This window comes from Microbispora bryophytorum, from assembly GCF_043197435.1.
In the GTDB taxonomy this organism is placed as follows: Bacteria; Actinomycetota; Actinomycetes; order Streptosporangiales; family Streptosporangiaceae; genus Microbispora; species Microbispora bryophytorum.
Genome location: NZ_JBICTF010000003.1, coordinates 1 through 24,172, shown reverse-complemented (window position 1 = coordinate 24,172; position 24,172 = coordinate 1). Strand labels below are relative to the sequence as shown.

The 24,172-nt window shown below is 71.2% G+C and carries 19 protein-coding genes; 1 reads left to right on the top strand and 18 read right to left on the bottom strand.

Annotated features, from left to right (window positions below):
- The first annotated feature begins 63 nt into the window (after window positions 1-63).
- Window positions 64-1,074, top strand: coding sequence for a M48 family metallopeptidase (locus tag ACGFIB_RS09505; RefSeq protein WP_373292608.1), 1,011 nt, complete (start codon window positions 64-66; stop codon window positions 1,072-1,074).
- A 63-nt stretch (window positions 1,075-1,137) separates the two neighbouring features.
- Here the strand turns inward: ACGFIB_RS09505 and ACGFIB_RS09500 are convergent, their stop codons facing one another.
- The 18 genes from ACGFIB_RS09500 to ACGFIB_RS09415 all read right to left on the bottom strand — a co-directional run bounded on the left by ACGFIB_RS09500 (window position 1,138) and on the right by ACGFIB_RS09415 (window position 23,822).
- Window positions 1,138-2,841, bottom strand: coding sequence for a serine/threonine-protein kinase (locus ACGFIB_RS09500; protein ID WP_393370093.1), 1,704 nt, complete (start codon window positions 2,839-2,841; stop codon window positions 1,138-1,140).
- A gap of 173 nt (window positions 2,842-3,014) precedes the next feature.
- The gene (locus tag ACGFIB_RS09495) at window positions 3,015-4,271 is read right to left on the bottom strand and encodes a glutamate-5-semialdehyde dehydrogenase (protein WP_357245658.1); all 1,257 of its coding nucleotides are present in this window, start codon (window positions 4,269-4,271) and stop codon (window positions 3,015-3,017) included.
- Between the two features lie 14 nt (window positions 4,272-4,285).
- Entirely contained in the window at window positions 4,286-5,416 is a 1,131-nt protein-coding gene (gene proB, locus ACGFIB_RS09490) for a glutamate 5-kinase (protein WP_229689891.1), read from the bottom strand.
- Window positions 5,417-5,441: 25 nt separating this feature from the next.
- Complete coding sequence (gene obgE / locus ACGFIB_RS09485) at window positions 5,442-6,791, bottom strand: GTPase ObgE (RefSeq protein WP_142573244.1); 1,350 nt, start codon at window positions 6,789-6,791, stop codon at window positions 5,442-5,444.
- 96 nt (window positions 6,792-6,887) lie between these two features.
- A complete protein-coding gene (gene rpmA / locus ACGFIB_RS09480; protein ID WP_030505847.1) occupies window positions 6,888-7,145 on the bottom strand; it encodes a 50S ribosomal protein L27 in 258 nt (85 codons plus the stop codon).
- A gap of 45 nt (window positions 7,146-7,190) precedes the next feature.
- Window positions 7,191-7,505: a 50S ribosomal protein L21 gene (rplU, locus tag ACGFIB_RS09475; RefSeq protein WP_030505848.1), complete on the bottom strand. Its 315-nt coding sequence runs from the start codon at window positions 7,503-7,505 to the stop codon at window positions 7,191-7,193.
- 187 nt (window positions 7,506-7,692) lie between these two features.
- Complete coding sequence (locus ACGFIB_RS09470) at window positions 7,693-10,620, bottom strand: Rne/Rng family ribonuclease (RefSeq protein WP_393370090.1); 2,928 nt, start codon at window positions 10,618-10,620, stop codon at window positions 7,693-7,695.
- Between the two features lie 103 nt (window positions 10,621-10,723).
- Entirely contained in the window at window positions 10,724-11,440 is a 717-nt protein-coding gene (locus tag ACGFIB_RS09465; protein ID WP_393370087.1) for a TIGR03936 family radical SAM-associated protein, read from the bottom strand.
- Between the two features lie 109 nt (window positions 11,441-11,549).
- Window positions 11,550-13,472: a TIGR03960 family B12-binding radical SAM protein gene (locus tag ACGFIB_RS09460; protein WP_393370085.1), complete on the bottom strand. Its 1,923-nt coding sequence runs from the start codon at window positions 13,470-13,472 to the stop codon at window positions 11,550-11,552.
- Between the two features lie 209 nt (window positions 13,473-13,681).
- Window positions 13,682-14,854, bottom strand: a complete 1,173-nt coding sequence (gene rodA / locus ACGFIB_RS09455) for a rod shape-determining protein RodA (RefSeq protein ID WP_393370082.1) — start codon at window positions 14,852-14,854, stop codon at window positions 13,682-13,684.
- Between the two features lie 12 nt (window positions 14,855-14,866).
- Window positions 14,867-16,921, bottom strand: coding sequence for a penicillin-binding protein 2 (gene mrdA, locus ACGFIB_RS09450; RefSeq protein WP_357257434.1), 2,055 nt, complete (start codon window positions 16,919-16,921; stop codon window positions 14,867-14,869).
- Window positions 16,918-17,436: a rod shape-determining protein MreD gene (mreD, locus tag ACGFIB_RS09445; RefSeq protein WP_357245639.1), complete on the bottom strand. Its 519-nt coding sequence runs from the start codon at window positions 17,434-17,436 to the stop codon at window positions 16,918-16,920. Before mreD ends, mrdA begins: the two co-directional genes overlap by 4 nt.
- A gap of 3 nt (window positions 17,437-17,439) precedes the next feature.
- Entirely contained in the window at window positions 17,440-18,693 is a 1,254-nt protein-coding gene (gene mreC, locus ACGFIB_RS09440) for a rod shape-determining protein MreC (RefSeq protein ID WP_393370077.1), read from the bottom strand.
- Between the two features lie 8 nt (window positions 18,694-18,701).
- The gene (locus ACGFIB_RS09435; RefSeq protein ID WP_142573259.1) at window positions 18,702-19,733 is read right to left on the bottom strand and encodes a rod shape-determining protein; all 1,032 of its coding nucleotides are present in this window, start codon (window positions 19,731-19,733) and stop codon (window positions 18,702-18,704) included.
- A 220-nt stretch (window positions 19,734-19,953) separates the two neighbouring features.
- Window positions 19,954-20,364: a nucleoside-diphosphate kinase gene (ndk, locus tag ACGFIB_RS09430; RefSeq protein WP_142573261.1), complete on the bottom strand. Its 411-nt coding sequence runs from the start codon at window positions 20,362-20,364 to the stop codon at window positions 19,954-19,956.
- Window positions 20,365-20,656: 292 nt separating this feature from the next.
- Window positions 20,657-22,180 carry a hypothetical protein gene (locus tag ACGFIB_RS09425; RefSeq protein ID WP_393370073.1) on the bottom strand — a complete coding sequence of 508 codons (1,524 nt, stop codon included), beginning with the start codon at window positions 22,178-22,180 and terminating at the stop codon, window positions 20,657-20,659.
- Between the two features lie 11 nt (window positions 22,181-22,191).
- Complete coding sequence (locus ACGFIB_RS09420) at window positions 22,192-22,530, bottom strand: DUF4233 domain-containing protein (protein WP_317984477.1); 339 nt, start codon at window positions 22,528-22,530, stop codon at window positions 22,192-22,194.
- A gap of 8 nt (window positions 22,531-22,538) precedes the next feature.
- A complete protein-coding gene (locus ACGFIB_RS09415) occupies window positions 22,539-23,822 on the bottom strand; it encodes a bifunctional folylpolyglutamate synthase/dihydrofolate synthase (protein WP_142573317.1) in 1,284 nt (427 codons plus the stop codon).
- Between the last annotated feature and the right edge of the window lie 350 nt (window positions 23,823-24,172).

The window sequence follows — 24,172 nt, the reverse complement described above, 5'->3', positions numbered from 1 at the left end:
ATGACGGCCGGGGCTCCCCCCACGTCCGCGCGCGTCCGGCGCGTGAGACATAGCATGCGGAACATGACCACTCCCGATCGCAATCGCGTGCAGCTGACCGGCATCAGCTCGCGAGCCTACGAACACCCCGCCGACCGTTCCGCGCTCGTCGCGATGCGTTCGCTGTCCGGATTCGACGCGGTGCTCAAGCGCACGTCCGGCCTGTTCAGCGAGCGGCGGCTCCGCCTGATGTTCCTGGCCTCCGCGGTGCGCACGACCGACACCCAGTTTCGCGCCCTGCACGACATGGGCCGCGACAGCGCCTACATCCTCGACCTGCACCGGATCCCCGAGATCTACGTGCAGCAGGACCCGAAGGCGTACGCGATGGCGATCGGGTTCGACGAGCCGTTCATCATCGTCTCGACGGGGCTGCTCGACCTCATGGACGACGAGGAGCTGCGCTTCGTCATCGGCCACGAGACCTCGCACATCCTGTCGGGCCACGCCGTCTACGGCACGATGCTCGCGATCCTGACCCGCCTGGCCACCCGGGTGGCCTGGATCCCGCTCGGCTACATCGGCCTGCGGGTCATCGTCGCCGCCCTGGAGGAATGGCAGCGCAAGGCGGAGATGTCCGCCGACCGCGGCGGCCTGCTCGCCGGGCAGGACCCCGACGCCGCGCTGCGGGCGCTCATGAAGCTCGCCGGCGGCTCCCGCCTGCACGAGATGAACATCGAGGCGTTCCTCGACCAGGCCAGGGAGTACGACACCGCGGGCGACGTGCGTGACGGCCTGCTCAAGGTCCTCAACATGCTCGGCACGACCCACCCGTTCGCGGTGACCCGCGTCGCCGAACTCGACCGCTGGCGTCGCAGCGGAGAGTACGACCGGATCATCGGCGGCACGTACCCGCGCCGCGAGGACGACGGCAACGCCAGCATCACCGAGGAGATCAAGGCGGCGGCCAACTCCTACCGCGAGTCGTGGGCGCAGTCGCAGGACCCGTTCATCGGCGTGCTGCGCGACGTCGCCGAGGGCGCGGTCAACGCCGGCGAGCGCATCTTCAACCGTTTCTCCCGGCGCGAGAACTGAGCCAGGAGAACCGAACCAGAGAATTGAGCCGCGACACGTGAGCGGCGAACCGGCCCGGCAGCGTCAGAAGAAGAAGGCCACGGCGCGGACGGCCGCGGCGCAGAGCGCGACGAAGCCGCCCAGGACGGCGAGCGCGCGCAGGCCCTCCCGCCGCAGGCCCGGAATGGCCGCGCCCGCGCGCTCGATCTCCCGGCCGGTGATCGCGCCACTGACGACGCCGAAGGCCACGCCGGCGATGGTGACGGGCACCGCCTGAGACCACCACTCGGGCTCCAGGCGACCCCCGGAGCCCACCCACAGCGCCGCGAACGCCGCCGCGACGGCGGGCAGCCCCGGCCATGCGACGGCCGACAGCAGCGAACCGGCCAGCGTGAGGGGGAACGCCAGCGCGCGCAGGCAGGCGCGGGCACGGCCGGGTTTGCGGCTGCGCACCAGCCAGTGACTGGTCCACACGGCCCTGATCACCACCGCGAGGGCCGCCGTGATCGCGAAAGTGGCGAGCGGGTAGACCACCGACGCCACCACGCAGGGAAGGGCGAGCAGCGCGACCAAGACCAGGGCCGCGTTCCCGGTCGGGATGCCGAGCGCCCCCTCCGCCCCCTCCGGTGCGGTGGCGAGGGCCGTGGCCGACCTCACCCGCCGGGGGCCGGCGGCGGAGCCGGGGCCGCCGCGCCGTGCGCCCCGCTCGGCCGCCGCCGCCCGTTCCCGCGCCGTGGTCTCGGCGCCCTTCCTGGCCGGTTTCTCCTCCGTCCGGGTGCCCTTCCTGACCGGCGGCTTGTCCTCCGCCCTGGTGCCCTTCCTGACCGGCGGCTTGTCCTCCGTCCGGGTGCCCTTCCTGGCCGGCTTGTCCTCTGTCCTGGCGGCCTTCCCGGCCGCCGGTTTCGCCGCCGGCTTCGTGTCGGCTCCGGCACGTGCCCGGGCCGGCTCCGCGGGCGTACGTGTGGTGGTCTCGGCGACCGACGCCTCCCCGGCGGCCCGCGCGAGCCGGGACAGGCGGTCGGCCAGCAACGCGGCGGTCGGCCGCCGGGCGGGGTCGCGATGCAGGGCGGCGCGGACGAGAGGCAGCAGGGCGGCCGGCACCCCCACCAGGTCGGCCTTGCCGTTCAGCACCGCATACATCTGGGACTCGGCGGTGCCCCGGCCGAAGGTCGGCCGTCCGGTGGCGGCGAACGCCACCGTGGCGGCCCAGCCGTGCACGTCGGCGGGCTCCCCCACGGTCTCGTCGGCGAAGACCTCGGGAGCGCAGTAGCCAGGCGTGCCGAGGAACGTGCCGGTCACCGTGACCCGCGTCGCGTCGAGCACCTGGGCGATGCCGAAGTCGATCAGCACCGGCCCGTGCTCGCCCAGCAGGACGTTGGTCGGCTTGACGTCACGATGCACGACCCCGCCCGCGTGGATGATCGCCAAAGCCGCCGCGAGGCCCTGCGCCAGCGTGATGAGCCGGGACTCCTTCAGCGGCCCGCCACGCCGTACGCCGTCAAGGAGGTTCTCCCCCTCGATGTAGTCCATGACGAGATACGGCCGGTCGCCGGACAGGTCGGCGTCGAGCACCTGGGCGACGTACGGGCTCTCGACCCGGCGCAGCGCCCGCACCTCGCGTTCGAGCCGTAATCGGGCGTCCGGATCGTTCTCGATGGGGTCGCGGAGCATCTTCACCGCGACGCGGTCGCCCCGGCGGCCGACGGCGAGGTACACCTCACCCATGCCACCCCGGCCCAGCCGCTCCAGCAGCGCGTAGGGGCCGACCCGCCCGAGACGTCCAGCCATAGGAGCGCCAACCATAGCGGCCCGGCCGTCCGAATAGGCGGAGGCGCGCCGTTCGAATCGCGGACAAGCCGATGCCGACCGGCCCCGGATCGACGAGGCCGGCCGGACCGCCGGGCGCCCGGCCGCCTCACCCCGCCGCAGGCTCGCGTCCCGTGCTCACCTGCGTCTGACGGTCACGCCCGTACGTGGCCCTCGCCGGTGTAGATCCACTTGGTGGAGGTGAGCTCCGGCAGCCCCATCGGGCCTCGGGCGTGCAGCTTCTGGGTGGAGATGCCGATCTCCGCCCCGAAGCCGAACTCTCCGCCGTCGGTGAACCGGGTCGAGGCGTTCACCGCGACCGCCGCCGAGTCCACGGTCGCCACGAACCTGCGGGCGGCCTGCTGGGAGCGGGTCACGATCGCGTCGGTGTGGGCCGAGCCGTACCTGCGGATGTGCGCGACCGCGTCGTCCAGCGAGTCGACGACGGCGGCGGCGATGTCGAGCGAGAGATACTCGCTGGTGAAGTCCTCCTCTGTGGCGGCCACGACGTCGGCGCCGTAGGCCCGCACCCGCTCGTCCCCGTGGACGGTCACGCCCGCGTCCTTCAGCGCCGTCAGTGCCCTGGGCACGAACTCGTCGGCGATGGCGGCGTGCACGAGGAGCGTCTCGGCCGCGTTGCACACCGAGGGCCGCTGCGCCTTGGCGTTCACCAGGATCTTCAGGGCGGTGTCGATGTCGGCGTCGGCGTCCACGTACACGTGGCAGTTGCCCACCCCCGTCTCGATCACCGGCACGGTCGACTCCTCGACCACGCTGTTGATCAGCGAGGCGCCGCCACGCGGGATCAGCACGTCCACCAGCCCGCGGGCGCGCATCAGGTGCTTGACGGACTCGCGGGTCTGCCCCGGCACGAGCTGCACGGCGTCCGCCGGCACCCCGGTCGCCGCCAGCGCCTCCTGCATGACCCGCACCAGCGCGCTGTTGGAGGAGTACGCGCTGGACGACCCGCGCAGCAGCACGCCGTTGCCGCTCTTGAGGCAGAGCGCGGCCGCGTCCACGGTCACGTTGGGCCGGCCCTCGTAGATGATGCCGATGACGCCGAGGGGCACCCGCACCTGACGCAGCTCCAGACCGTTGGGCAGCGTGCTGCCGCGCACGACCTCGCCGACCGGGTCGGGCAGGTCGGCCACCTCGCGGACGGCATCGGCGATCTTCGCGATCCGGCCGGCGTCGAGCCGCAGCCGGTCGATCATCGCTTCGGAGGTGCCGCTCTCCCTGGCCCGGTCCACGTCGACGGCGTTGGCCGCGACGATCTCGTCCGTGGCCGCCTCCAGGGCGTCGGCCACGGCGCGCAGCGCCGCGTCCTTCGGCGCGCGCGGCATCGGCGCGAGCACCGTCGCGGCGTCCCTCGCCGCCCGCGCGACCTTCAGAAATTCCTCTGCCTCAGACATTGCCTCGCGCTCCGTCACTTGTGGTGGTGAACAGGCTCCAATATCACGATGTCGTCCCGGTGGATCAGCTCGCGCTCGTACTCCGGGCCGAGTGTGCTCGCCAGCTCCCGGGTGGAGCGGCCGAGCAGGCCGGGGACCTCCCCCGCGTCATAGTTCGCCAGACCGCGGGCGACGACGGCGCCCGTCGGCGCGCACAGGTCGACCGGGTCGCCCGCGGCGAAATCCCCCTCGACCTTCACGACGCCCGCGGGCAGCAGCGACTTGCGCCGATCGACCACGGCCTCGACCGCGCCCGCGTCCAGGTGCAGACGGCCCCGGCCGGTCGTCGCGTGTGCCAGCCACAGCAGCCGGGTGCCGGGGTGGCGGCCGCCGGGGTGGAAGCAGGTGCCGATGTCGGCGCCGGCGAGCGCCTGCGCCGCGTGCGCCGCCGCCGTGAGCACGACCGGGACGCCCGCCCCGGTCGCGATGCGGGCCGCCTCCACCTTGGTGATCATTCCGCCGGTGCCGACCCGGCCGGAGGTGCCCAGCTCGACGCCCTCCAGATCTTCGGGCCCCCGGACCTCGGCGATCCGCTGGGCGCCGGCCTTGCGCGGGTCTCCGTCGTACAACGCGTCGACGTCCGACAGCAGCACCAGCCCGTCGGCGTGGGTGAGGTGGGCCACCAGCGCCGCGAGCCGGTCGTTGTCCCCGAACCGGATCTCGTCGGTGGCCACCGTGTCGTTCTCGTTCACGACGGGCACGATGCCGAGCTCCAGCAGCCGGGCCAGCGCCCGCTGGGCGTTGCGGTGGTGGATGCGGCGCATCATGTCGTCGGCCGTCAGCAGCACCTGCCCCACGCGCAGGCCGTACCTGGCGAAGGAGGAGGTGTAACGGGCGACCAGCACGCCCTGCCCGACCGAGGCGGCCGCCTGCTGGGTGGCCAGGTCCTTGGGCCGGGCGCGCAGACCTAACGGCCCGAGCCCGGCGGCGATCGCGCCGGACGACACGAGCACGATCTGCGTGCCGGCCTGGCGCCGGACCGCGAGCACGTCGACCAGCGCGTCCACCCGGTCGACGTCGATCGTGCCCCGGGACGTCGTCAGCGACGACGACCCCACCTTGACCACCAGCCGCGCGGCCTCGCGGATCCGCTGTCTGCCTGTCACGCCATCTCCCACTCCGGCCCTCCGGTCAGCCGAGCCTCGCGTCGGTGCCACGTGGGCCCATGGTCGCCTCCATACCCTGCGACGGCTGCCAGTCGAAGACGTAGCCGCCCTCCATCGGACCGATGACCACCTCGGCGCCGGCCGTCGCGCCGGCCTTGATCAGCGCCTCCTCGACGCCGAGCCGTTCGAGCCGGTCGGCCAGGTAGCCGACGGCCTCGTCGTTGGAGAAGTCGGTCTGGCGGATCCACCGCTCGGGCTTCTCGCCGCTCACCTGGAAGCGGTTCTCGTCGATGCGGCGTACGGCGAACCCGGTCTCGCCGAACTGCCTGGGCCGGATGACCAGCCGCGTGGGCTCCTCCACGGGGGCCTGCGCCCGCGCCGTCGCCACCATCTCCCCCATCGCGTACGCCAGGGGCCGCAGGCCCTCGTGGCTGGCCGCGGAGATCTCGAAGACGCGCAGTCCGCGCTCCTCCAGCATGGGCGTGACGATGTCGGCCAGGTCCCGGCCGTCGGGGACGTCCACCTTGTTCAGCGCGACCAGCCGCGGCCGGTCCTGCAGCGAGCCGTACGCCGCCAGCTCGGCCTCGATCACTTCGAAGTCGGTGAGCGGGTCGCGCCCCGGCTCGACCGTCGCGCAGTCGAGCACGTGCACGATCGTCGAGCAGCGCTCGACGTGCCGCAGGAACTCGTGTCCGAGGCCCCGACCCTCGGACGCCCCCGGGATGAGCCCCGGCACGTCGGCGACCGTGAAGATCGTCTCGCCCGCCGTCACCACGCCGAGGTTGGGGATGAGCGTCGTGAACGGATAGTCGGCGATCTTGGGGCGGGCCGCGGAGAGCGCCGCGATCAGGGACGACTTGCCCGCGTTGGGGAACCCGACCAGCGCCACGTCGGCGACGGTCTTGATTTCGAGCACGATCTCGGCCTCGTCACCCGGCTCGCCGAGCAGCGCAAAACCCGGGGCCTTGCGCTTGGCGCTGGCCAGCGCGGCGTTGCCGAGGCCGCCGAAGCCGCCCTGCGCGGCGACGTACCGGGTGCCGGCGCCGATCAGGTCGACCAGCACCTCGCCGGTCCCCGCGTCCTTCACGACCGTGCCGTTGGGCACCTGCAGCACGACGTCCTCCCCGTTGGCGCCGTCCCGGTTGGAGCCCATGCCCTGCTTGCCGTTGCCTCCCCGGCGGTGCGGCCGGTGGTGGTACTCCAGCAGGGTGGAGGTGTTGGGATCCACCTCCAGGATGACGTCGCCACCGCGTCCGCCGTTGCCGCCGTCGGGCCCCCCGAGGGGCTTGAACTTCTCCCGGTGGATGGAGGCGCAGCCGTTGCCCCCGTCACCCGCCTTGATGTGCAGGACGACGTGGTCCACGAAATCGGCCATCAGCCGCTCCCCCTTACTGCCGTACGGAAAAACGAATGAGGCGGACCGAATGCTCGATCCGCCTCATCGCGCTGCTTATTGGTGTCCCGGGCGGATCTACTCCGCGGCCGGGACGATGCTCACCGCGCGGCGACCGCGCTTGGTGCCGAACTGCACCCGGCCGGTGGCCAGGGCGAACAGCGTGTCGTCGCCACCACGGCCGACGTTGTCGCCGGGGTGGAAGTGCGTGCCGCGCTGACGGACGATGATCTCGCCCGCGTTCACCAGCTGACCGCCGAAACGCTTCACACCGAGGCGCTGAGCGTTCGAGTCACGGCCGTTCCGGGTGGACGAGGCGCCCTTCTTGTGTGCCATGGTTCACTCCCTTTCGGGGGTAAGCGGGGGTCGTCCCCCGGGAAACTACTGTCCGGGGTTGATGCCGGTGACCTTGACCTGGGTGTACCGCTGGCGGTGACCCTGGCGCTTCTTGTATCCGGTCTTGTTCTTGTACTTCAGAATCCGGATCTTCGGTCCCTTGGTCTCGCCGAGAATCTCGGCGGTCACCTGGAACCGGGAAAGCGTGGCAGCGTCGGTGGTGACATCGCCGTCGTTGACGACGAGCACCGCCGGCAGCGACACCGAGGAGCCAACCTCTCCGGCGACCTTGTCCACCTCGAGGACGTCCCCGACGGAGACCTTCTGCTGCCTGCCGCCGCAACGAACGATCGCGTACACCGCGGAACCCTTCTACTGGCTAAATGCTGAGATGCCGCGCCCCGCATCCAGCTGCTGTCGATACACGACCGGCGATCCGGGCAGGCGCGCGAAGCCAGGCACGCCAACACCAGGCGCACCGGTTGACCAGAGTACCGGATAGCCGGTACCCAGGTCGAACCGAGCGGATCGCCGGATGACGAGGTCGTTACTCCGCCGTCTTCCTGCGGGAACGTCGCCGCCCCCGGGAAGACGACACGGAGCTGTCGCCCCCGTCGGAGTCGGTGGAATCGGCGTCGATGGCGTCGGTGACGCTCTGGCGCACCGAGCCTGCCGCCACGGCGACGGAACCGTCGCCTGCTCCCACCTTTTCGGCCACCGCTTTCTCGATGGCCATCTTGCCCTGCGTGCCGCGTGGCTCGGGCTTCGCCTCGACCGGCTCGGTCGACACGATGATCCCGCGCCCGTGGCAGCAGTCGCATGGCGTGGAGAACGCCTCCAGCAGGCCCTGACCGACCCGCTTGCGCGTCATCTGCACCAGGCCGAGCGAGGTGACCTCGGCCACCTGGTGCTTCGTCCGGTCCCGCGCCAGGCACTCCAGCAGCCGCCGGAGCACCAGGTCACGGTTGCTCTCCAAAACCATGTCGATGAAGTCGATCACGATGATGCCGCCGATGTCCCGCAGCCTGAGCTGGCGGACGATCTCCTCGGCCGCCTCCAGGTTGTTGCGGGTGACGGTCTCCTCGAGATTGCCGCCCTGCCCGGTGAACTTGCCGGTGTTGACGTCGACGACGGTCATCGCCTCGGTCCTGTCGATCACCAGCGAGCCGCCGGACGGCAGCCACACCTTGCGCTCCATCGCCTTGGCGATCTGCTCGTCGATGCGGTAGGCGGAGAACGCATCGGTCCCCTCCTCCCACTTCGACAGCCGCTCGGCCAGGTGCGGGGCGACGTAGCGGACATACTCGTCCACCGTCGTCCACACCTCGTCGCCCTCGACGACCAGGGAGCCGAAGTCCTCATTGAAGACGTCGCGGATCACCCGGATGGTCAGGTCGGGCTCGCCGGACAGCAACTCCGGCGGGCTGGCCGACTTGGCCTTGCGCTGGATGTTCTCCCACTGGGCCGACAGCCGGGCGACGTCACGGCTGAGCTCCTCCTCCGAGGCGCCCTCCGCGGCGGTGCGCACGATGACGCCCGCGTTCTCCGGCATGACCTTGCGCAGGATCTGCTTGAGCCGGGCCCGTTCCTTGTCGGGCAGCTTGCGGCTGATCCCGGTCATCGAACCGTCAGGCACGTAGACCAGGTAGCGGCCGGGCAGGCTGATCTGGGAGGTCAGCCGGGCGCCCTTGTGGCCCATCGGGTCCTTGGTGACCTGGACGAGCACCGACTGCCCGGACTTCAGCGCCGCCTCGATCCGCTTGGGCTGGCCCTCCAGCCCCGCTGTGTCGAAGTTCACCTCGCCGGCGTACAGCACGGCGTTGCGGCCCTTGCCGATGTCCACGAACGCCGCCTCCATCGAGGGCAGCACGTTCTGGACCTTGCCGAGGTAGACGTTGCCGACGTACGACTGGCTGGCCTCCCGGTCGACGTAGTGCTCGACGAGGATGCCGTCCTCAAGCACCGCGATCTGGGTGCGGCCGCCCTGACGGCGCACGACCATGATCCGCTCGACCGACTCGCGCCGGGCCAGGAACTCCGACTCCGTGATGATCGGGGGACGGCGGCGGCCCAGCTCACGGCCCTCACGGCGGCGCTGCTTCTTGGCCTCCAGCCGGGTCGATCCCCGTACGCCCTGGACCTCGTCCACGGAGGTGGACCTGGTCGCGCGGGGCGCCCGGATGCGAACGACCGTGTTCGGCGGGTCGTCGGGGGCCAGCTCGGCCTCCTCGGTGCCCCGGCGGCGGCGGCGCCGACGGCGGCGAGTGCCGGCCTGGCCCTCGGAGTCGTCCTCCGCCTGCTCGCGGTCGTCCTCCTCGGTCGAGGCGGCCTGGGGCTCCTCGCCCTCGTCCTCCGGCTCCTCGCCGTCCTCGGCGTCCCTGGCGCGGGCACCGCGTCCGCGTCCGCCCCGGCGACGGCGCCGCCTGCGGCTGCCGCCCTCACCCTCGGACTCGTCCTCGCCGGATTCGGCCGGCTCCTCGGTCTCCTCCGGCTCTTCCGCCTCCGCCTCCTCGTCCTCCGCCGGCACCGGCGCGGCCGCGGGTGCCGCGGGCCTCTGCACGGGCACCGCGAACGGGTCGGGGGCCTGGAAGAGCGGCTGGAACAGCGCCGACGGCGCCTGGAAGGTCACCGAGGGCACGGACGGCTGCCGCGCGGACAGACCGAAGGGATCGGCCACCACGTCCGGCCGTCCGCCGCTCTCCTCGTCGTCGACGTCTTCCATGTCGACGTCCTCGATGTCGAGCGGCTCGTCGTCCAGCGGCTCCTCATCGGGGAGGTTGAGCCGCAGAGCAGCGGCGACCTCCGCCTCGGCGGCGCTCATCGCCCTGGATCGTTCCGGCTCCGGCTCTTCGGCGCGGGCACGGCGGCGGCGCTTCGGGGCGACGGGCTCCTCGGCCTGCGCGGCCTGCACCCTCTCCCCGGCCTGCTCTGTCTCCCCTGCCTGCTCCTGCTGCGGGGACGACTCGGTCTCGTCGGTCCTCTTACGGGTCCGGCGACGCCGCGCGGGCACGGCCGGCTCGTCGTCAGCGGCCGGCGCCGGCTCAGCCGTGGCCGCTACCGGTTCTACGGCCGACACCGGTTCCGGGGCGGCCGGCGGCTCCGCGGCAACCGGCTCCTCGGCGGTCTTCGTGCGGCGGCGGGTGACGCGCTTGGGCCGTTCCTTCGCGACGGGCTCCTCCTGCGCGGGCTGCGCGGTCGGCTCGGCCGCTTCCGGCGCAGTGCCCCCTTCGGCCTTCGGCGCAGTGCCTCCTACCGCCTTCGGCTTGGTGGCCGCGGCCACCGTGGTCACCGGCGGCGGCAGGTCGTCCGGCTCGGGCGGAGGCCCGGCCGGGCGGCTCGCCGCCCGGCGGCGCGGGGTCGTCGTGGACACGCCGGACGGACCGGAGGAAACCTGTCCCCCGGCCTGGCCGCGTTCTTCCGTTGTCGTGTCACCGTCAAGGCTCACAGCCCCGTCGGTGGGCTCGTTGTCGAGCATGCGGGCGCTCTCCCGTCAGCCTCCGGGCACGTTGCCGCGCCGCGCGAAGGCTCTCGTCTCTCGCGGTCCGCCGGGCTTCCTGTCGGCGCCTCGGCGGCAAGTCTTATCGGTCTCCGCCTGCCCGGTCGAAGGCGAACGGGTCGGCGGGCTCACCGGTCATCGCGTCGAGCGGCCCCTGCGCCAGCCTGGTCACCGCAGCGGGTGACGGCGGCGCGAAGCCTGCCACGAGACGCAGACCCATGAGCACGTCATCGGGCCGGACGGCAGGTGTTTCGTGCCGAACAACCATACGAAGTATGACACACGGTTGAACGGTCTCCTGACCTGCCGTAATTCCCGGCTCCCCCACGACGGCCAGCGAACGCACCGCCTGGCGGGCGTCGAACCGCCGCATTCCCTTCTTGGTCAGACGTTCGACCTCCACCAGGTCGGCGGCGAGGAACTCCTTCACCGCCCGCTCGGCCTCGGCGGGATCGACCCCGGGGAGCCGCAGCTCCCACATCGAGCCCTCCAGCCGGTCGGCGAGGTTCCCGTCCCGCGCCTCCACCACGTCGAGCACGTCCAGCCCCGGCGGCAGCGAGGCGTCGAGGTCGTCGCGAACCCGCCGCGGATCGCACGGACGGTTCACCCCGATCTCGAGGTACTCGGCCTCGCTCGCCACTCCGGTGGGTGCGGCGCCCGCGTAGGAGATCTTCGGGTGGGGGCTGAAGCCGGCGCTGTAGGCCACCGGGATACCGGCTCGCCGCACCGCCCTTTCGACGGCGCGGGAGATGTCGCGATGACTGGTGAAGCGCAGGCGGCCCCGCTTGGCGTAGCGCACGCGAAGGCGCTGCACGGTGGGTTCGGGCGCGGGCCCGTCGGGAACGGGTTTCAGAGCTCCGTCGTCCTTCCGCTGTCGGTCGATCGTCTTCCAGAATAAGCCGTGAGCATCAGATCACGGTGAGTGGCAGCAGTTTTCTGCCCGTCGGGCCGATCTGGATCTCCGTCCCCATCGTGGGGCAGACACCGCAGTCGTAGCAGGGCGTCCAGCGGCAGTCCTCGACCTCGACCGTGTTGAGCGCGTCCTGCCAGTCCTGCCACAGCCACTCGCGGTCGAGGCCGGCGTCGAGGTGATCCCAGGGAAGCACCTCGTGCTCGTCCCGATCGCGCGTCGTGTACCAGTCGACGTCGACCGGCTCGTCGGCGAAGGCACGCTCGGCCGCGGCCATCCACCGCTCGAACGAGAAGTGCTCGCTCCAGCCGTCGAAACGGCCGCCGTCCTCCCAGACGGCCCGGATGACCTTGCCCACGCGGCGGTCGCCCCGCGACAGCAGCCCCTCCACGATCGACGGCTTGCCGTCGTGGTAGCGGTAGCCGATGGCCCTGCCGTACTCCTTGTCGGAGCGCAGGGCGTCGCGCAGCGCGCGCAGCCGGCGGTCCACCGTCTCGTGGTCGCACTGGGCGGCCCACTGGAACGGGGTGTGCGGCTTGGGCACGAACCCGCCGATGGAGACCGTGCAGCGGATGTCGCGCGATCCCGTCGCCTCGCGGCCCGCCTTGATGACCTTCTTGGCCAGGTCGGCGATGCCGAGGACGTCCTCGTCCTCCTCGGTCGGGAGCCCGCACATGAAGTAGAGCTTCACCTGCCGCCACCCGTTGGAGTAGGCGGTGGTGACCGTGCGGATGAGGTCCTCCTCGGTGACCATCTTGTTGATCACCTTGCGCATCCGCTCGGATCCGCCCTCCGGCGCGAACGTGAGACCCGAACGGCGGCCGTTGCGGGACAGCTCGTTCGCCAGGTCGATGTTGAACGCGTCGACCCTGGTGGACGGCAGGGACAGGCCGATCTGGCCGCCCTCGTAGCGGTCGGCGAGACCCTTCGTGACACCGGCGATCTCGGAGTGGTCCGCGCTGGACAGCGACAGCAGCCCGACCTCGCTGAAGCCGGACTCCCTGATCCCCGCCTCGACCATGTCGCCGATCGTGGTGATCGACCGCTCCCGGACCGGACGGGTGATCATCCCCGCCTGGCAGAAGCGGCAGCCCCGGGTGCAGCCCCGGAAGATCTCGACGCTGAACCGCTCGTGCACGGTCTCGGCGAGCGGGACCAGGGGTTTCTTCGGGTACGGCCATTCGTCGAGGTCCATGACCGTGTGCTTGAACACGCGCGTCGGCACGCCGTCGCGGTTGGGGACGACGCGCATGATGCGGCCGTCCTGGTGATACTCGACGTCATAGAACTTCGGGACGTACACCCCGCCTGTTGAGGCGAGGCGCATCAGCAGCTCGTCGCGGCCTCCGGGCGAGCCCTCGGCCTTCCACTCGCGCAGCACCTCGGAGATCGCGATGGCGATCTGCTCGCCGTCGCCGAGGACGGCGGCGTCGAGGAAGCCGGCGATCGGCTCCGGGTTGAACGCGGCGTGGCCGCCCGCCAGCACGATCGGATCCTCGTCGGTGCGGTCCGCCGCCTCCAGCGGGATCCCCGCCAGATCGAGCGCGGTGAGGAGGTTCGTGTAGCCGAGTTCGGTCGCGAACGACACCCCGAGGACGTCGAACGCGCGAACCGGCCGGTGCCCGTCCACGGTGAACTGCGGGACACCCTCGGACCGCATGAGCGCCTCAAGATCGGGCCACACCGCGTAAGTGCGCTCCGCCAGTGTCTCGGGCAGCTCGTTGAGGATCTCGTAGAGGATCTGCACCCCCTGGTTGGGCAGGCCGACCTCGTAGGCGTCCGGGTACATCAGGGCCCACCGGACGGTCGCCTCGTCCCAGTCCTTGACCGTCGAGTTCAGCTCGCCCCCGACGTACTGGATCGGCTTCTGCACCTTGGGCAGCAGCGGCTCCAGGCGGGGAAACAACGACTCGACAGACATGTATCCAGGGTATCGGCTCCGGAGAGTGGCCCCTGCGGATCTTCCATCCTCAGAAGGGGCGCCAGATCCGGTCGACGCCCGCGCCCGGCGAGGCCGGGCGGCGGCGTGGTCCGGCGTGGGCGACACCGTCGCGTCACGCGTCCGCGAGCCCGGACCCGGCGCCCTGCGGGTGGGCGCCGGGTCCGGGCTCGCGTGCCCGCGGGCACAGGTCACCCGGGCCGCGACCGGAGATGGATCGCCTGCAGGATGGCCACCGCCGTCATGTTCGCGAACGTCGCCGTGCCGCCATAGGAGACGAACGGCAGCGGCACGCCGGTGATCGGCATGATGCCGATGGTCATGCCGACGTTGACGAGCGTCTGGAAGGCCAGCCAGGCGACGATGCCGCCGGCGACAAGCGCGCTGAACCGGTCGCCGCACATCCGGGCGATCCGCGCGCCGCGCAGCAGCACCACGCCGAGCAGGGCCACCACGGTGACCGACCCGACGAAGCCGAGCTCCTCACCGGCGACGGTGAAGATGAAGTCGGTGTGCTGCTCGGGCACGAAGCGTCCCGTGGTCTGGCCGCCGTGGAACAGGCCCTTGCCGAACACCTCGCCCGACCCGATCGCCACCAGCGCCTGCGTGCTGTTGTAGCCCACGCCGCGCGGGTCGCTCGACGGGTCGATGAGCGCGGTGAACCGCGCCACCTGGTAGGGCTTGAGCAGCCCCAGCGACCACACCGCCATGGCGGCGAGGGCCGCGAGCACCACCCCGGCCACCACCCAGCGCTTGCGTATCCCGGCGAAGACGATGATCGCGCCGGTCGTCGCCAGCAGCACCATCGTGGTGCCGAGGTCGGGCTGCAACATGACCAGCGCCGCCGCGCCGCCCACCACCGCGAGAGACAGCGCGACTCCGGTGACCCTCGGCCGGTCCTTGGTCTTCCCCTTCTCGGACGTCGGGGCCAGCAGCCGCGCCAGCATCACCACCAGCGCCGGCTTCATGAGCTCCGCCGGCTGCAGGGCGAAACCCCCGCCCAGCAGGATCCACGAGTGGTGACCGTTGACCGTCGATCCCATCGGGCTGATGACCAGGATCAGCCCGACGACGGCGATGCCGTACAGGACCGGCGCGTACGCGCGCAGCCAGCGGTAGTCGGTCACCGCGATCGCGCTGTAGAGGGCCAGGCCGATAAGCAGGTTGAGCACGTGCTTCTTGGCCATGCCCGTCGGCTCGATCGACGACCACGTCCGGGTGGCCGACCACACCAGCAGCGTGCCGACCGCGCCGAGCGCGACCACCGCGCCGAACAGCAGCCAGTCCATCCGCCAGACGACCGATCCCCGTCCGACGACGCGGCTCGCGAACGACCTCCGCCGTACCCCGAGGGCTTCAGTCATGGCAGGTCCGCCTCACTGCGTTTCGCGGCTGATGGCCGGCAGCCGCGTCACCGGTTTGCCGTCCGGAAGCGCCGGCTTGAGCGGCTTGCCGTCGTCTCCCTTGCCGATGCCGAAGATCCCCTCCCAGATGCGCCGCGCCGCGGGCGCGGCGGTCGAGGCGCCGAAGCCGCCCTGCGCCACCATCACGACGGTGACCAGCCGGGGATTGTCCGCGGGTGCGAAGGACGCGAACCACGACGTGTCCTCCTTGCCGTAGACCTCCGCCGTACCGGTCTTGCCGCCGATCTTGACGACGTTCATCGGGAACCCGCGGAACGCACCCGCGGCCGTGCCGTCCGAGGGGACCTCGCTGAGGGCCTTGCGGATATAGGTGCGGGTCTCGTCGTTGACCGGCAGGTGGGCCACGATCGGGACCGGGATCTCCTGCTTAAGGGTGCCGTCCGGACGCATCAGCGCCCAGCCGACACGCGGGCTGCGCACGTTGCCGTCGCCCAGCAGCGCCGCGTACGCCCGAGCGAGCTGGAGGGGGGTGACCAGGACGTCGCCCTGCCCGATCGAGAGGTTGACCGCCTCGTAGGCGTGGAAGATCATGCCCTCCAGGCAGTTCTCGTTGGCGAGCCGCTTGGCGAACGCGGCCCGGCTCTGGTCCTTCATGTCCGGATAGCCGATCTTGGCGCGCTTGCACATCTCCGACTTGGTGGAGTTGTACAGGTCGAGCTTCCACGCCCGGGTCGGGATGCGGCCCGCGGACTCGCCGGGCAGGTCGATGCCGGTGCGCTTGCCGAAGCCATAGGCCTTGGCCATGTTCGGCATCGGCTCCTTGACCTTGGCCTTGGGCGTCTTGCCGCCGTCGCGCAGCCACTCCTCGTATCCGGCCTTGTAGAACACGGTGTCGCACGACTTGACCAGCGCCTCGTGCAGCGAGATCGCGCCCAGGCTCATGCCGCCCGCGTTCGGGTACGCCCGGCCCTCGACGTTGTAGGAACCCGGGCACTGATAGGTGCCGTGCAGGGGCTCGCCGTCGGCGATCATCGCCGACGCCGAGCTGATCTTGAAGGTCGAACCCGGGGCGTACTCACCGGCGATCGCCCGCGACACCAGCGGCTTGCCCGACTTGTCCGACAGCAGCCGCCGGTAGTCCTTCTCCAGGATGCCGCCCGTCCAGACCTTGGGGTCGTACGTCGGCCGGCTGGCCATCGCGATCACGCGGCCGGTCTTGATGTCGAGCACCACGGCGGCGGCGCCGTCCGAGTTCGGCACCTCCCGTATGGCCTGATCGATCGACTTCTCGACGATGCGCTGCACGTTGGCGTCGATGCTGGTCACCAGGACGTCGCCGGGGACCGGGTCGGACTGCTGGTTGACCGTGATGACCTTGCCCATCCGGTCGACCTGGACGTTGCGCAGACCGGGCGCGCCGCGCAGGGCGGAGTCGTAGGTGCGCTCCAGCCCGTCGCGGCCGGTGAGGTCGACGCCCGAGTAGTCGGCCTTGAGACCCTCGCGCTTTTCCAGCTCGCTCTGCGTCACCGGCTGCAGGTAGCCGAGGAGCTGGGCGGCGTCCTTGCCGTTGGGATAGTCACGCATCGCCTGGATGTCGGCCGTGACGCCGGGGAAGTCCTCCTGGCGTTCCAGGATCTGCAGCGCCGCCCGCGGGTTGACGTTGCTGGCGACCGGGATCGGCGTGTACGGCGAGCCGGGCCAGCACGGGCGGCTGATGCCGGGGCCGCAGGCACGGATCTCCTGCTTCAGCTTCGACAGCGGCACCTTCAGCACGGCGGACAGCCGCCGCAGGACCGCGTCGCCGCCGTCCTGCATCCGCTCCAACCGGCCGCGGTCAACGGAGACCACCAGCGTCGTACGGTTGCGCACGAGCGGGCGCCCAGAGGAATCGAGGATCGCCCCCCTCAGAGCGGGGACCCGCACCTCGCGGGTGCGCGTCTCCGTCGCGACCGTGACGAACCGCGATCCCTGCACCACCTGGACCTGCCACAGCCGGACGACAAGCACCACGATCATGGCGATGACCAGCACCTGCAGGACGAGCAGGCGTCCGCGCAAACGTGTCATGCCGTCCCCCGTCTCCAGCTCGGCACGAGCTCGCCACCACCGGCACGCCTGCGGTGGCCGCCGTGCGTGACCTTGACCGCCCAGAGCACCAGCGGAGCGGCCACGAGATTGCAGATCGCGGCCCGGGGCCATGCCGTGGCCAGCACCGGCCAGGTGACCCCCGGGGCGCCGATCAGCGCGCCCAGGCCCGCCAGCATGCCGGGCGCGACCAACGCGCACACCGCCACCGCGAGCAGCGGCACTCGCTCTCCCACACGCCCCGCCACGTAGCCGAGGGCGCACAGCACCAGCGCGTACTGGCCCAGCGTGTGGTTGGAGGGGGGCAGCAGGTCGTAGGCGAGCCCTCCACAGAAGCCGATCACCGCACCCGGCACGGGCCCGCGCCTGGTCGCGAGCGCGGCGACCGTCAACAGCACCAGGTCGGGCGCCCAGGAGAACAGCAGCCGGTTGACCACGCTGACCTGGAGCACCAGAGCGACGAAGAGCAGTAGCGCGGCGAGGAGGTTGCGGGCCATCGGTCAGTTCCTCCCGCCGCGGGCGTCGTCCGCCGCGGCGCCGTCGTGCTGCCGAGGCGCGTTGCGCGGCTCGACGGCGGCGGGTCGTTCATGGACGGCGGGCGCCTTCTGCGCGTGCGGCTCCTGGGCGTCCTGCTCGCGGGCGCGCGGCTCCTGGGCGTACTGCTCCCCGTCCACCGCCTGCGTGCCGTGCCGGCCGCGCCGCTCCGGCGCGGCCTCGGGCCGCCCCTCGCGCGCCTGCCGCTCGGTCGTGGCCCGCGACTCGTCGCCCGCGCCGCGACCCCGATCGCCGAGCCCCCACTCGGCCTCCAGCGAGGTGCGTCCCTGCCCGCGGCCGTCGTCACCACGCCGCTGGTCCTCGCGGGGCGGCTTCGGCGGCGGCGGCTTCGCGGGCAGCACCGCGTCGCGCGGATCACGCTTGGGCGCCGCGACCACCACGCCGACGACGTCCAGCGCGGAGAAGTCGGTGAAGGGCCGCGCGTAGGCCGTCCTGGTCACCTCACCCGGCGTGTTGTCGACCCGCTCGACCACGCCGATCGGCACTCCCGGCACGTACGGCTTGCTCTGCTGAGAACCGAACGAGACGATCCGGCGGCCGACGCCGATCGGCACGGTGGAGTCGAGCAGGCGGAACCTGATGAGGTTGCCGCCGCCGCCCGCCTCGCCGAGGCCGCTCACGACTCCGAGCTCGTTGCCGCCCTCCAGCCTGGCTCCGGCGGACAGGGCCGGGTCGCTCAGCAGGGCCACCGTCGAGCCGGCCGGGCCTGTCTGCACGACGCGGCCGACCAGCCCGGCATCGCTGAGCACCGTCATGTCGGGCCGGATCCCGTCACCGGTGCCGGCGTCGATCTCGACCGTGTCCTCGAAACCTGCCACCGTACGCCGCGCGACGACCTGGGCCGGCACGATGCGGTAGCGGCCAAGCCCCGCCAGACCGAGCATGCGGTCCAGTTTCTCGGCCCGCCCCTTGTCGAGCCGCTGCGCCGACACCTCGTCCCGGAGCCGCGCGTTCTCCTTGCGCAGGTCGGCGATGGCGCGCTGGGCGGAGGGCGCGTCGCGCAGCATGCCGACGAATCCGGTGATCGGCCGGGTGACTGCGGCGCCGACGCGCTCCACTTTGCCGAACACGGCGCCCGCGAAGTCGCGCACCGGACCGAGGACGTGGTTGTCCCCGGCCCGGTGATCCACCGTGATGAGGATCAGCGCCACGGCGAGGAGGACTCCGAGCGTGAGACGGGCGCGGCGGGTGTCTCTCATGACGCTCCTTAGTTGCGGGGCTCCGGCACGAGCACCTGCTGGAGGGCTTCAAAGTCCTCCACGCACCGCCCGGAGCCGAGCGCGACCGAGTCGAGCGCGTTCTCGGCCAGGTGGACCGGCATGCCGGTCTCCTCGCGCAATCGGTCGACCATGCCGCGCAACAGGGCGCCGCCACCGGTCACGGCGATCCCTCGGTCCATGAGGTCACCGGAGAGCTCAGGCGGGCACTTGTCCAGCGTCGACTTCACCGCGTCGACGATCGCGTTGACGGGCTCGGCGATCGACCTGCGGATCTCTTCGGCGCTGATGACGACCGTCTTCGGCAGGCCGCTGACGAGGTCGCGGCCGCGCACCTCGGCATGGAAGTCCTCGCCTGTGACGCAGGCGGACCCGACGGCGATCTTGACCTCCTCCGCGGTGCGCTCGCCCAGCATCAGCGAGTACTCCTTCTTGGTGAAGGAGATGACCGCCTGGTCGAGTTCGTCGCCCCCGACGCGGATCGACTGGCTGGTCACAATGCCGCCCATCGAGATGATGGCCACCTCGGTGGTGCCGCCGCCGATGTCGACGACCATGTTGCCCGTCGGCTCGTGCACCGGCAGGCCGGCTCCGATGGCGGCCGCCATCGGTTCCTCGATGATGTACACGCGGCGGGCCCCGGCCTGGTAGCCCGCTTCCTTCACCGCGCGTTGCTCCACGGCGGTGATGCCGCTCGGCACGGCCACGATGATGCGCGGGCGCACGAAGTGCCGCCGTTTGTGGATCTTCTGGATGAAGTACCGAAGCATTCGCTCGGTCACATCGAAATCCGCGATGACACCATCCCTGAGGGGACGGATCGCGACGATGTTTCCGGGCGTCCGCCCGATCATCCGCTTCGCTTCTATCCCAACTGCCACGATCTTTCCGGTCGTGACGTTGATGGCGACGACGGACGGCTCGTTCAGGACGATGCCGCGCCCTCGGACGTAGACGAGAGTGTTCGCCGTGCCAAGGTCAACAGCCATGTCACGGCCCAGGAATGTCAGCTTGCTGCCCATGCGGAAGGAAGCCTTCCTTCAGGTGGTGAGCGGTTACCGGGTTCAGCGGGAGTGCGGGATGACGCATCGCATTCGAATCGTAACGGCCTGTGCTCATGACTGGGCACATCGACCTCTCAAGCCCCCGGAAAAACCGCTGTGCCCCTGCCTAAGCTCGGTCACCACCTGGAAAAACACGAGAGGCCCCGGGTTTGAACCGAGGCCTCTCGCGTGGTAAAGACTAGAAACGGTCCGGAAAGAAAATCTTGATTTCCCGGGCCGCGGACTCCGGCGAGTCGGAGCCGTGGACGACGTTCTCGCCGATCTCCAGGGCGTGGTCGCCGCGGATGGTGCCGGGCGCGGACTTCACCGGGTCGGTCAGGCCGGCCAGGGCGCGGAACGCCTCGACGGCGCGGGGGCCCTCAAGCACCATCGCGACCAGCGGGCCTCCGGTGATGAAGTCCACCAGTTCGCCGAAGAACGGGCGCTCGGAGTGCTCGGCGTAGTGGGCCTTGGCCGTCTCGGCGTCGAGCGTGCGCAGTTCCATCGCCACGATCTTGAGGCCCTTGCGCTCGATGCGGCCGATGACGTCCCCGATGAGGCCGCGACGGACCCCGTCGGGCTTGATCAGGACAAGCGTACGCTCGGACACGGTCTCTTCTCCTAAGGTCGTTTGACTCGCCGTACACGGTGGCCCGGTGGATCGCAGGCCCACTCGTCACGCGTCTGGGGAGCTCCCGGCTGAGGAGCTCCGACGCAACGGCAGCTTACCGGTCCGGGAACGCCGCGCCGATCGGGCGAGCCCGGTGACGGCGGGTGTGTGGCGGCGGGTCTGTGGCGGCTGGGCGGATCGTCCGAGACGGCGTCCCCGTGTGCGGCGGTGTCAACGTGCGGCGGTGCTGTGTGGCGCAGCGCGGCGTTGCGTGGCGGTGTGGTGGGTGGTGTCAGTCTGCGGGGCCGGCGCCCCTGGGGATGTTGTCGTCCTCCTCGGGCGAGGGCGTCGGCGCGGGGATCACCACCTCACCGTCCACCGACGCGGCGGCGGCCCGCCGGGTCAGGACGGAGGCGAGCACGATCACTCCGACCACGACGAACCCACCGACCAGCGCCCATATGTGTAAGGCGTCGATGAACCCGTCGACCAGGGCGTTCCCGTCGCCCTGTGCGGTCGCCGCGGCGTCCTGCAGCCGGTTCACCTGGATGCCGGTGCCGAGCAGGAAGCCCGCGAGCACGGCCGGGAAGCACAGCGACAGCCCCAGCATCGCCGATCCGAGGCCCGCCGTGCGGAACGCGCCGACCAGCGCCACCGCCGACCCCGCTGCCAGCAGGACGAACGGCACCACCAGCGGCGTGCCCGACGGCGCCGGAACCAGCAGCCTGATCGCGGCCAGCCCCGCGACGACGGCCGCGAGACCGAGGACCGTCATCCGGGCCGCGAACGTCTCGGGCGTCCGCCCCGCGAGAACGGCGGCCACAAACGCGATCACCGCGGCCACCAGGAACGGCATCCACAGGCCCTTCAGGCCGGGACCGCCCAGGGGACCGCCGAGCTCGATGTAGGTCATCTGCGCGGCGGTCGGCAGCACCACCAGCCCCACCGCGACGTTGACGAAGGCGAGCGTACGGCCGCCGAGCCCCTCGAACGTGCCGAGCGCCGCGAGGGCCAGCATCGCCACCACCACGACCGCCGCGGCGATGACGACCAGGCGCGGCGGCCAGTCGAAGGTGATCCCGACGCCCAGCACCGCGATGGCCGCGGCGGGCACGATGGCCAGCGCGAGCCGCCCGCGCTCCGCCGACGTCGGCCGGCCCGCGGGCAGGATCTTCCCTTCGGCCCGCGTCCCGCCGTCGCCGGAGATCATCCAGAGCACCAGGTATGCCGCGGCGAGCGCCAGCGCCACCCCCGTGAGCAGCGGGTACGGCTGAAGGGTGACCTGCCAGGAGGACACGTCGCGGATCGCCCACAGGGCGAGGGCCTGGGCCGACAGCAGCGAGGCGGCGAGCGCGCCCGCCCAGATCGGCAGCAGCACCCGATGCCGGGGGCGTTCGGCGACCGCGACCAGAGTGGCCGGCACGAGCATGCCCGCGCCGATCCCGTGGAGCACCCGCAGCACGCCGACGAGCGTGACGGTGTCGGTGTAGCCCCCGGCGACGTCGGCGAGCGCGAGCAGCGTGAGACCCGCCACAAGGATCGGCGCCGCGCGGAACCTGCGCACCGCCACCGCGGCGAGCGGCACGGTCACCAGCATGGCGGGCAACGCAAGGCCATGCGCGCGGATCATCTCGACCTGCGACATGCCCGGCGGCAGCAGCGCCGCCACGACGGAGATCGTGTTCGGGATGGCGACGAGCGCGAGCGGAAGGGCCACCAGGGTGAGTAGCCCGATGACGACGTCGACCAGCAGGGGGACGCGCACGGCACGGACCGGCACGGCGGTCCGTGCCTGCGGTACGGGAGGGACGGCCATGGTTGCCGACTTTAGCGCTTCGTTGCCCCTTCGACACGGCGAGCGACGAAGATGGCCGTTATCCACAGGGCAGTGAAGATCACTCCGAGGAAGAACATGACCGGGACCAGGAATCCTGTAGCGATTGTCAGGATTTCAAGCCCAGTGCCCGCTATGTACGCGTACGGGCGTTTCAGCAGGCCGGCGACCACCACGCACAGGACGGCCAGCCCGAGCCCGACGGTCAGCGCGAGCGGCGTGGACACGTGGTTGATGGTGATCGCGACAGGGCTGATGAGCGCGACGACGATCGCCTGCATCCCGAGGACGGTCGCGCAGAGCCGGCGCATGCCGGGGGTCACCTCGAACACGACGCTGCTCACTTGGCGGCCCTGAGGAGAATGCGCGCGTCGCCCGCCGTCACGACCGAACCGGTGATGAGGACCCCCGAGCCGAACTCGTCGCCCTGGTCGGCCAGCGCGACGCCCCTGTCGATGGCGTCGTCGAGCCGGTCCTCGATGTGGACGCGATCCTGGCCGAACACGGCCTCCGCCCGCGCCGCGAGGTCGTCCGGGCTCAGCGATCGAGGCGAGGAGTTGCGGGTGACCACGATCTCCTCGGCCACCGGCTCCAGCAGTTCCAAAATCGTGTCCACGTCCTTGTCCGCCATCATGGCCACCACGGCGACGAGCCGGGTGAATCCGAAAGCCTCGGTCAGCGCCTCGACCGTGGCCTCCATGCCCGCGGGGTTGTGCGCCGCGTCGATCAGGACGGTCGGGCCCCGTCGCACGATCTCCAACCGCCCGGGGCTGCTCACCTGGGCGAAGGCCTGCCGTACGACCTCATCGCCCAGCGGGTCGTCGCCGGCCGTCAGAGCCTCCACCGCGGCCAGGGCGCCCACGGCGTTACCCGCCTGATGCGCGCCGTACAACGGCAGGAACACGTCCTCGTAAACGCCCTTCAAGCCTCTGAGCTGGAGCATCTGGCCGCCCAAGGCGAGCTCGCGATTCAGCACCCCGAACTCCAGCCCCTCGCGGGCGACCACCGCACCGACCTCGGCCGCGCGCCGCATCAGCACCTCGGCGGCCGGTAGCGCCTGCTGCGCCAGCATGGCCGTCGCCTTCGGCTTGATGATGCCGGCCTTCTCACCGGCGATCGTCGCGATGTCCGGACCGAGGTAGTCCGTGTGATCGAGCGAGATGGGCGTGATGACGGCGACCGTTCCGTCAGCGACGTTCGTCGCGTCCCAGGTGCCGCCCATGCCGGTCTCGACCACGGCGACGTCCACGGGGGCGTCCGCGAATGCCGCGAACGCCATCGCCGTCAGCACCTCGAAGAAACTCAGCTTGCCCACCCTGGCGTCGATCATCTCAAGGTAGGGGGCGACGTCCTGGTACACCTCGGCGAACCGCTCCTCCGACAGGGGCTCGCCGTCGATCGAGATGCGCTCGCGCATCGACTGCAGATGAGGGCTCGTGTAGCGGCCCACCCGCAGGTTGCGCTCGCGCAGCAGAGCCTCGACCATGCGCGCGGTGCTCGTCTTCCCGTTGGTGCCCGCGACATGAACGACCTTGTACGAATGCTGGGGGTCGCCGAGGATCTCCATCAGCGCGGTGATCCGGTCAAGAGTGGGGCTGAAATCCCACTCCACTCCCCGTGCCATGATCGCTTGCTCGACGGCTCGATATTCCACGACCCTCAGCGTACGGGAACTCGTGGCCGCCCCTTCACGAGGCGGTACGCGGTGCGGGTGATCTGGGCACGGGCTGCTCCACGATGCGGGCAGCGGACGGCTGTTGGAGTCGGGTGGGTCCGATACGCGAAAGCCCGGACACGCCAACCCCGGACATGCGAAAGCCCCAGCCAACCACAGCCGGGGCACCACATCCCAGGAACAAACACGGGGAAAAACCCCCAACAAATGCGGAAGGGCCACCCCAACAGGGGCGGCCCTTCACAAAGATTGTCCGGCGGCGTCCTACTCTCCCACACCGTCCCCGGTGCAGTACCATC

Coding starts and splice junctions, on each gene's coding strand:
- ACGFIB_RS09505 (WP_373292608.1), top strand. CDS start 64: ATGACCACTCCCGATCGCAATCGCGTGCAGCTGACCGGCATCAGCTCG.
- ACGFIB_RS09500 (WP_393370093.1), bottom strand. CDS start 2,841: ATGGCTGGACGTCTCGGGCGGGTCGGCCCCTACGCGCTGCTGGAGCGG.
- ACGFIB_RS09495 (WP_357245658.1), bottom strand. CDS start 4,271: ATGTCTGAGGCAGAGGAATTTCTGAAGGTCGCGCGGGCGGCGAGGGAC.
- obgE (WP_142573244.1), bottom strand. CDS start 6,791: ATGGCCGATTTCGTGGACCACGTCGTCCTGCACATCAAGGCGGGTGAC.
- rpmA (WP_030505847.1), bottom strand. CDS start 7,145: ATGGCACACAAGAAGGGCGCCTCGTCCACCCGGAACGGCCGTGACTCG.
- ACGFIB_RS09470 (WP_393370090.1), bottom strand. CDS start 10,620: ATGCTCGACAACGAGCCCACCGACGGGGCTGTGAGCCTTGACGGTGAC.
- ACGFIB_RS09460 (WP_393370085.1), bottom strand. CDS start 13,472: ATGTCTGTCGAGTCGTTGTTTCCCCGCCTGGAGCCGCTGCTGCCCAAG.
- rodA (WP_393370082.1), bottom strand. CDS start 14,854: ATGACTGAAGCCCTCGGGGTACGGCGGAGGTCGTTCGCGAGCCGCGTC.
- mrdA (WP_357257434.1), bottom strand. CDS start 16,921: ATGACACGTTTGCGCGGACGCCTGCTCGTCCTGCAGGTGCTGGTCATC.
- mreD (WP_357245639.1), bottom strand. CDS start 17,436: ATGGCCCGCAACCTCCTCGCCGCGCTACTGCTCTTCGTCGCTCTGGTG.
- mreC (WP_393370077.1), bottom strand. CDS start 18,693: ATGAGAGACACCCGCCGCGCCCGTCTCACGCTCGGAGTCCTCCTCGCC.
- ACGFIB_RS09435 (WP_142573259.1), bottom strand. CDS start 19,733: ATGGGCAGCAAGCTGACATTCCTGGGCCGTGACATGGCTGTTGACCTT.
- ACGFIB_RS09425 (WP_393370073.1), bottom strand. CDS start 22,180: ATGGCCGTCCCTCCCGTACCGCAGGCACGGACCGCCGTGCCGGTCCGT.
- ACGFIB_RS09415 (WP_142573317.1), bottom strand. CDS start 23,822: ATGGCACGGGGAGTGGAGTGGGATTTCAGCCCCACTCTTGACCGGATC.